Source organism: Compostibacillus humi (genome assembly GCF_014637175.1).
Lineage (GTDB): Bacteria > Bacillota > Bacilli > Bacillales > Amphibacillaceae > Oceanobacillus > Oceanobacillus humi.
Genome location: NZ_BMEV01000092.1, coordinates 1 through 8,260 on the forward strand (window position 1 = coordinate 1; position 8,260 = coordinate 8,260).

At 35.9% G+C, this 8,260-nt stretch carries 5 protein-coding genes, 5 pseudogenes and 2 riboswitches; of the genes and pseudogenes, 5 read left to right on the forward strand and 5 right to left on the reverse strand.

Going from position 1 to position 8,260, the window contains the following annotated elements; genetic code table 11:
• Positions 1 to 161, reverse strand: a pseudogene (locus tag IEV18_RS17345) (IS4 family transposase); the annotation flags it as partial.
• Positions 162 to 870: 709 nt separating this feature from the next.
• Positions 871 to 1,048: riboswitch (cobalamin riboswitch) on the forward strand.
• A 181-nt stretch (positions 1,049 to 1,229) separates the two neighbouring features.
• Here IEV18_RS17345 and IEV18_RS15665 point away from each other — a divergent pair.
• Both IEV18_RS15665 and nrdD read left to right on the forward strand, forming a co-directional pair.
• The gene (locus tag IEV18_RS15665) at positions 1,230 to 1,715 is read left to right on the forward strand and encodes an acyl-CoA thioesterase (RefSeq protein ID WP_188393320.1); all 486 of its coding nucleotides are present in this window, start codon (positions 1,230 to 1,232) and stop codon (positions 1,713 to 1,715) included.
• Positions 1,716 to 1,776: 61 nt separating this feature from the next.
• Positions 1,777 to 2,468: pseudogene (gene nrdD / locus IEV18_RS15670) on the forward strand (anaerobic ribonucleoside-triphosphate reductase); the annotation flags it as partial.
• 269 nt (positions 2,469 to 2,737) lie between these two features.
• Here the strand turns inward: nrdD and IEV18_RS15675 are convergent.
• The 3 genes from IEV18_RS15675 to IEV18_RS15685 are packed head-to-tail and all read right to left on the reverse strand — an operon-like array spanning position 2,738 to position 6,427.
• Positions 2,738 to 3,781, reverse strand: coding sequence for a ribonucleotide-diphosphate reductase subunit beta (locus tag IEV18_RS15675; protein WP_188393321.1), 1,044 nt, complete (start codon positions 3,779 to 3,781; stop codon positions 2,738 to 2,740).
• The gene (locus IEV18_RS15680) at positions 3,762 to 4,208 is read right to left on the reverse strand and encodes a flavodoxin (protein WP_188393322.1); all 447 of its coding nucleotides are present in this window, start codon (positions 4,206 to 4,208) and stop codon (positions 3,762 to 3,764) included. The genes IEV18_RS15675 and IEV18_RS15680 overlap by 20 nt, the downstream gene beginning before the upstream one ends.
• Positions 4,193 to 6,427 carry a ribonucleoside-diphosphate reductase subunit alpha gene (locus tag IEV18_RS15685; protein ID WP_188393323.1) on the reverse strand — a complete coding sequence of 745 codons (2,235 nt, stop codon included), beginning with the start codon at positions 6,425 to 6,427 and terminating at the stop codon, positions 4,193 to 4,195. Before IEV18_RS15685 ends, IEV18_RS15680 begins: the two co-directional genes overlap by 16 nt.
• A 191-nt stretch (positions 6,428 to 6,618) precedes the next feature.
• Positions 6,619 to 6,816: riboswitch (cobalamin riboswitch) on the reverse strand.
• A gap of 67 nt (positions 6,817 to 6,883) precedes the next feature.
• Here IEV18_RS15685 and IEV18_RS17350 point away from each other — a divergent pair.
• From IEV18_RS17350 to istB, 3 genes and pseudogenes are all read left to right on the forward strand, one after another.
• A pseudogene (locus IEV18_RS17350) lies at positions 6,884 to 6,991 on the forward strand (AAA family ATPase); the annotation flags it as partial.
• Positions 6,988 to 7,182, forward strand: coding sequence for a hypothetical protein (locus IEV18_RS15690; RefSeq protein ID WP_188393324.1), 195 nt, complete (start codon positions 6,988 to 6,990; stop codon positions 7,180 to 7,182). The pseudogene IEV18_RS17350 and the gene IEV18_RS15690, both read left to right, overlap by 4 nt.
• Before the next feature lie 132 nt (positions 7,183 to 7,314).
• Positions 7,315 to 7,862: pseudogene (gene istB, locus IEV18_RS15695) on the forward strand (IS21-like element helper ATPase IstB); the annotation flags it as partial.
• 155 nt (positions 7,863 to 8,017) lie between these two features.
• On the opposite strand, the pseudogene IEV18_RS17355 reads toward istB, so the two are convergent.
• A pseudogene (locus tag IEV18_RS17355) lies at positions 8,018 to 8,260 on the reverse strand (IS1634 family transposase); the annotation flags it as partial.

Here is an 8,260-nt window from a genome sequence, read left to right on the forward strand (position 1 = left end):
TCGAAGATCAAACAAAAGATTAACTGAAAAATGTTAGCACAGGAAAAGCCAAAAGACTTTGTGATACCAGCATCGCGTAAGTATTTTAGGATGTTTAGTTCCTTAAATGTCGACTTTATTTCGTTTGGTAGTTGCTTATTTTGGTTATTATTCGCTATCATAGTAGGAGACACCTCTTCTTTTCGGTAGTGATTATAGTCAAATCTACTATACCAAAGGTTGAGGTGTTTTTCTTATTGAACTATCTTGTCAAGACTATCTTGTCAAGGCACATATTACAGCAACTACGAGCGCTTGATAGAGCCAAGCGAATTATATTTTTCTCGGTGCGAAAGTTGAGTTATTAATAGTAAATATGCGGGATATTCATACACAAAGACTTACGCATTTTGCATTTTACTACAATAGAAACAAAGAAACCTAATCATTTAGGTTTCTTGATGATATCCCTGGAGGATAATTATATATGTAGAAACTCTTAGTATTATACATTTATTAGGATAGCTTGTAAAAAAATGAGAACGACAACTTTTATTATTACATATTTTTGCAAAAAATCAAAATAATAATACATCAGTCTTTTAAAATTTAGCCTATCCTTAAAGCTATCCATTTAATACGTTTTCAAGAGAAGCTCCCGTCAATGGTTCCCGCTAATTTTTCTTTATCCGTATATTTGGGCTGTAAAGTTATTTCCTTTTAACATCTCCTTGACCTTTGTATTCTTCAATCTGGTTTTTCCTGTGATAAAACTTTTAGTAATATTTCATATGCCTGCCCCGGCTTAAATAGGTTGCTAAAGTTAGGATTCTATAATATATTTAATGTACAACAACTTGTGTTTCATTTAAAAAAGAACACTACATATAGATAATCACCAATAATAATGGTGTCTGAATAGACTTAATAGGGAATCTGGTGAAAATCCAGAGCTGTACCCGCAACTGTAAATGCCGACGAAATAATTTTATCCACTGTCTTCGGATGGGAAGGGATTAGAGTAGGATGAAGCATAAGTCAGGAGACCTGCCATTATTATACGTATTATCTTCTTCGGGAGTTGGGAAGATATAACGAGGGGATTCTAATTATTTACAGTAAGGCTAATACTGTTATTTTAATAGTTCTCACGTTATTTAACCCATCTACCTTGATGGGTTTTTTGGTGTCTATATTTTTATATTCCCGAAGCGTTGTTTACATTTACTTTTTGAAAAGGGGATATTTTTATGACGAAATTATTACCTACAAGTTTTTCAAAAACAATTCAAACAAAGCTTGTCTTACCACCCGATACCAATCATTTGGGTACAATTTTTGGTGGAACTGTCTTAGCTTATATCGATGAAATAGCGGCCATTACAGCAATGAGACACAGTGGAACTGCAGTTGTTACAGCTTCAATAGACACCGTGAATTTCTTATCATCTGCTAGAGTAGGAGATATTTTAATTTTAGAAGGAGTCGTAATTTCAACGGGGACAACATCGATGGAAGTCTATGTAAAAGTAGAATGTCAACATTTAGAAACCGGTGAAAGAACGACAACTACCACCGCTATCCTTACGATGGTCGCTGTTAATGAGGAAGGGCGACCAATTCCGGTTTGTGGAATAATTCCAGAAACTGAGGAGGAAAAAAGTCTATATGAAAGTGCTCAAGAAAGGAAAAAAAGGAGATTGAAAATTCGTAATTTTACAACAGAAAGTAATTAATTAAACAAAAGGTTGTTTATTAAAACAAGTTCAACACAAACTAAGAAAGAAGAGTGCAATAATGATGAAGGAAAATAACATTTCTATTAAACTATTTGAGGAATTTAATGAAATAGTAGGAAATATAAATCAAGATTTAGTACAAGAGAATGCGAATGTTGATGGCAAAAGTCCCATGGGAATAGGACTTTTCGCCTCAACAAGCTCAAAATATTTTGCCATTGAAAAAAACTATTATCTTAGAAAGCAAAACAAGCTTACTTTGATGGGCACATACATATCCACGACTTAGATTTTTACACTACAGGCACAACAACATGTGTCCAAATTCCACTAGGGAAGTTGTTAAAAGATGGATTTGATACGGGACATGGACATATGCGTGAACCAAAAAGTATCACGTCTGCTATGGCATTAGTTTCTATTATTTTTCAATCAAATCAAAATCAACAACACGGCGGTCAAGCAATGAGTAACTTTGACTTTGATCTCGCTCCTTATGTCTATAAGTCATATTTAAAAAATGTGCAGTTATTAAAAAATGTTCAAGCTCGTTGTAACATTGAAGAAAAAGCATGGGAGTTAACAGAACGGGAAGTTTATCAGGCTTGTGAAGCTTTTATTCATAATAGTAATTCGATGCACAGTCGTGGTGGCGGCCAAGTTCCTTTTATAAGTATTAATTATGGATTAGATACTTCAAAGGAAGGACGGATGCTTGTTAAAAATATGCTCCTTGCAACCCAAAAAGGATTTACAAATCATGTTTAGAGGTCGTCCAATCAGCGAATTATTGATGTACAAAGAAGTATAAAAGAAGGGATAACAATTCTATGGAAAGACGGTCAATATATCTAGAAAAAATTAGCAGGAAGTTTTCAACATTTTATACATCTCAGACTAAATGAAAAAATAAGCTAGGGAGCCTACTACTAAACTTCAGTAGCTCCCTAGCTTTTTCTCAAGACACTTTATACACATCGCTTGCAAATGCTATGTTTCTCTTGTTTAAAAACAATAAATTATAAATCATCAAACCCATTCAAATCAGTTACTTTTGTATATTGACGAGTTCTTTGTTCAAAGAAATCAGTTTTCGTTCCATCAAAGTTATCTACATAAGCCCGAATCCATTTCATTGGATTATTTACATGTTCAGGGTAAATTTCACTCAAGCCAATCATTCGTAACATTTTATTCGCCCTGTATTTAATAAAGCCTTCCATTTCCTCTAAATCTATACCTTCTACACCATTTAATACATAGTGGGACCATTCAATTTCCAAATCTACTGACTTCTGAAAATGTTCATATACCCAATCCGTGAAGGATTTTGTATTGTACTCGGGATTTTCAGCCAAAGTTGACCGAATTAATTCTGAAATATAACGCCCGTGTTCCAATTCATCCCGATTGATGTAACTAATCATTGTAGAAGTTCCAACCATTTTATTTTGCCTTGCCAAATTGTAAAAGAAAGCAAAACCGGAATAGAAGAATAACCCTTCTAAAAGTGTCGAATATACTAATATTTTTATTATATTTTCAATAGTTGGTTCTTCGACAAATTGGTTATATTGATTCATAATCTCCTGATTACGTTTCAGTAAAACCGGATCTTTTCTGCCAATCTCAAAGGCTTCATTCTGTTTATCTAATGGTACGACAGATGATAATATATAAGAATAGCTCTCGTTGTGTACCGCTTCTTGTTGTGCAATAACAGCCAAAATCGATTGTACAGAAGGGTCCGTTGCATATAATGAAGTCAGTAAAATTGTCCTTGTCTGTGAAGAATCCAAAGTAGCCAACAAACTAATTACTTTTAAATATGTTTCTTGTTCCTTATCCGAAAGCATCGGAAATTGCTTCACATCACTCGACATATTTACTTCATCCGACTGCCAAAAATTTGCCAATAGCCTTTTATAAGTTTTATACCAGTGCGGATACGCAATATCATTCCAATTCAAAATCCCACTGGATTTTCCACCAAAAAGCGCAGTTGCTCGGTTTGGATTGATTGGATCTAATGTTTTCACTTTTTCAAGTAAGTACTGTGACATCTTTTACAACTCCTTTAATCCATTTTTTTACTAATTTCTCCTGACTTCCTCTTGGAGATTGTTCAATTTTTAGTGGCTCCCAACGACTGTTATAAAACTTTGCCAATTTCACAGCTGCCAAACAAAACAATTCATCTCCGCCAAATTGGGTTTCACCCGTCCCAAACACCGCAACATTATCAGGTTTATACCCTATTTCCCAAACAAAATCCTTTACTTCTTCAGGGGTAGCTCCCTTTGCCCATGTAAATGTCCCGATAAAAATGACATCATAGTTTTTGGGGTCAATCGGAAGATCGACGCCAATACGATGCATGTCAACTTCAAAATTTTCTTCTCGTAATTCCCTTTCAATAATCTCGGCAACTTCCTTTGTGTTTCCACTGTATGACAAATATGCAATTACAGCATTCAACTTTGACACCACTCACATTCTTCGATATCACTAGAAGTCGAACGAACGTAATAGGTTGTTTTTAACCCTTCCCTCCAGGCTTGAAGATGAAGGTCAAGTAATACAGAAGCCCGAATTGTATTTGGTACGTAAAAATTGAAAGAAATGCTTTGATCAATATGTTTTTGTCGGGCAGCATTTTGTCTAACCGACCATCTTTGGTCCACTATATAGGCAGAGCGACGATAAATATTGTAAGTTCGATGGTTTAAGTCCGGTGCTGTTGTCGGAATACGATAATCTTTTTTCTCTTCAATATAGAAAGGTTTAAAAATCGGATCAATACTTGCCGTAGACCCTGCAATAATTGAAGTTGTTGCATTCGGTGCGATTGCCATAAGGTAGCCATTACGAATACCGTATTTTTGAACATCCTTTTGGAGCTTCATCCAATTTTTATCTGAGTAACCTTTATTGCTAAAATAGGCCCCTGTACTCCATTTACTTCCTTCAAATAATGGATAGCTCCCCTTCTCCTTACTTAGTTCCATACTACTTTTAATTGTGTAAAACGCTATTTTTTCATAAAGTTCATCAGCATATTGAACAGCTGCCTCTGATTCCCATTCAATATTTTTTAAAGCTAATAAATGATGCCAACCAAATGTACCTAGTCCGATTGCACGATATTTTTTATTCGTTATTTCCGCTTGTTTGATCGGAAGTGTATTAATATCGATTACATTATCAAGCATGCGGACCTGAATTTTTATTAATCGTTCTAATACACCATCTGGTACGGCCCGTCCTAGATTTATTGAACTTAAATTACATACAACAAAATCACCAGTTTTATATTTTTTGACGATTATATTTTCATTTTCTATATATTCCTCTATAAATTCTGTTGGCGATTGATTTTGCGTAATTTCCGTACATAAATTCGTACAATAAATAATCCCTTGATGTGCGTTTGCATTTTGCCTATTCACTTCATCACGGTAAAACATAAACGGAGAACCCGTTTCTAACTGGGAGCGCATAATCCGCTTCATAATCTCGATTGCAGGGACTTTCTTTTTAGACGATAGATTGGCATTGATACATTCCTTATACTTTTTACGCCACTGGCCATCGCCCTTCTCTTCATCATAAAAGTCTTCCAAAGAATACCCCATCACTTCTTTTACTTCATTTGGGTCAAATAAATACCAATCTCCACGCTTTTCTACCTGTTCCATAAAATAATCCGGTATACAAACCCCGGTATATATATCGTGTGCACGTAGCCGGTCATCACCATTATTTAATTTTAAATCAAGAAAATCTTCTATATCACGATGCCATACATCTAAATAAACACTGATGGCACCTTTTCTTGTTCCTAGCTGATCAACACTAACAGCTGTATTATTTAATTGCTTTATCCACGGAACAACACCGCTGGACATGCCTTTATAACCTCTTATCGAGCTACCTCTTGCACGAATTTTCCCCATATAAACACCGATGCCGCCACCATTTTTGGAAAGTTGAGCTATATCACTATTACTATCATATATACCTTGTAAACTGTCGTTTACTGTGTCAATAAAACAACTAGATAATTGTCCGTGGGTTTTTCCGGCATTAGCCAGTGTCGGTGTTGCTACCGTCATATACAGATTACTTAATGCCCAGTAAGCCTCTTCAACATGTGTCGTTCTTGTTGCCAAACTTTCATCCTGCATTAAGTGCATCGCAATAATCATCCAACGTTCCTGTGGTAACTCGTAAATATTCTTATCATAATCCGTAGCTAAATAACGTGTAGCTAATGTTAAAATTGCTGGATAAGTAAACAATTGATCTCGTTTCGGTTGAATTACTTTACCAAAGTGTTCTATTTCTTCACTTGAATATTTTTTTAATAGATTTTCAGTATAAATCCCTTTTTCTGTTAGTAGCTGTATTAACTCATAAAATGAGCCATATTCATTGCTAGATGCATAACTTCTGTTCTCTGCTGCTTTACGATAGAGATTATGTAAATAAATTCTTGCTGCTAGATAAGTCCACTTCGTATTTGCCTCGTCGATGTTTTCAAGGGCGTGCTTGATTAATAATTCTACATTTTTTTCATCCAGGTGATTTGTAACCCCAGCGTTCATAATTTTTTGCTTATAATCTTCAATTTGGAGATTTAGACCAACAGAAATACGATCGATAAACGTCATCATTTGCTCTTGGCTAACATCATGAATTGTTTGCATTTGCATTCCTCCTCTAATAATCAACAAAAAACCGTCTATTCTTGGGGAATAGACGGCAAAAAACGACAGAAAAAGTGTATAATCGTGACTTTCTATGTAAAAAAATGGTCATTTTAAAAATTAAAGCCAAGTCACTCTTAGCAGCACACATATAGTTTTCCTATCGTTTCTGCTTCCTACACCCCGAAGAATAGAAACTTCAAGTTATGGCAGGTCTCCTGGCTTGTGCTTCACCCTACTACAGCCCTTCCCATATCGCCACCTTTCAGCAAGCAAGCGATACAGTGGATTGCTAGTTCGTCCACACTTACAGTTGCGGGGGCAGCTCCAGATTCACACTGGATTCCCTATTAAGGTATTAAAATACCACCATAACCTTAAGTACTATATTTTGTGTTATTCATTTTTCTAGTATCAATATATAGTATATACTATAAAAATGTTACTTGCAATCCACAATTAGCCGATGCCATTCTTGATTGCATTGTACACGATTCCTACAAAATTCTCGTTGACGGAAAAGTTTCCATGGGGGAACGTCATGGATTGGCGGGTTTAAAATGATTCCTGAAAGAGTAGAAATCCGCACAGCAAAGTATTTCATGTACTTACCTGATGAAATCATGCGAGAAATTGAGGGAAAACTCCTACCTATTTGCATTTGGGCAGAAGAGGAGGAACTCAATCATGATGAACTAGTACGATGGGCGCTCGAAATAATCGATAAAAAATTAAACGGTAAAAGCTTTAAATAAAAACAAACAGCCATTGGAATCCACTTTCAATGGCTGTTTCTACTAGTGGCTTTCCACTCCGCAATTGATGGCTCAATCGGCTGCAATTAGCGGCTCAAAACTCCACAGAGCTGGCTCATTCTGTCCGCAATACTCAAGAGCCTACATACTTACGAGTGGACCGAACAGATCCGGTTCCCTCCCCATTTAACTAAAGAGGAATTGTGTAGTCTAAGATTTATTGAAAACCGACAAAATGTAGTTTTAGTTGGCTCTCCAGGAACAGGTAAGACTCATTTAGCTACAGGTTTAGGAAGAAAAGCTTGTGAACAAGGTTATGAAGTCCGTTTCTATCGGATTGCACACTTGGTTGAGGAATTAGAACAAGCTTTGCATAATAACCGTTTATCAACATTTAGGAAACGCATGGAAAAAGTAGATTTAGTCATTTTAGATGAAATAGGTTACTTACCATTTAGTAAAGAAGGAGCAGAATTATTATTTCAAATCACATTTCAGAGTTTTACGAACAAAAAAGTGTGATTATTACCTCTAACCTGGAATTTAGTCAATGGAACAAAATCTTTACAGACTCTAGATTAACAGCAGCATTAGTGGACAGACTTATTCATCACGCCCATATAATTTCATTTCATGGCGAGAGTTATAGACTGTCCCACGCACTGTCAAAAAGAAACTAATCGGGTGGCAAATCTCTGCATTTTTAATTGCATTTTTCTGCACTTTTCTATTGCAAAATACAACCCAAGTTCGACAGTTGCTAGGTAAACGAATGCCCCTCAAAGCTTTGTGTATCAAGGTTTTGAGGGGCAAAAAGGGCATAATTATTGTGTTACTAGCTTTTCGGTTTGATTTCTAAAATTTCGGGAGGCAGATTCACGCCTACTTTATTGAAAATCTCTTTCTGTTTGGTGGTTGGTGTCGTCGTACGATATAGATCTCCATCCTTCGTGGTGAAATGACCAACTTGAAGCCTTTGGACCTCACGACGCACGGAATCCCAACTCGAGCCGGTTTCATTTTCAATCAACCTGACAAGCAAAAGTGCCAGCCAATTAATGATGATATGAGCTCGAAT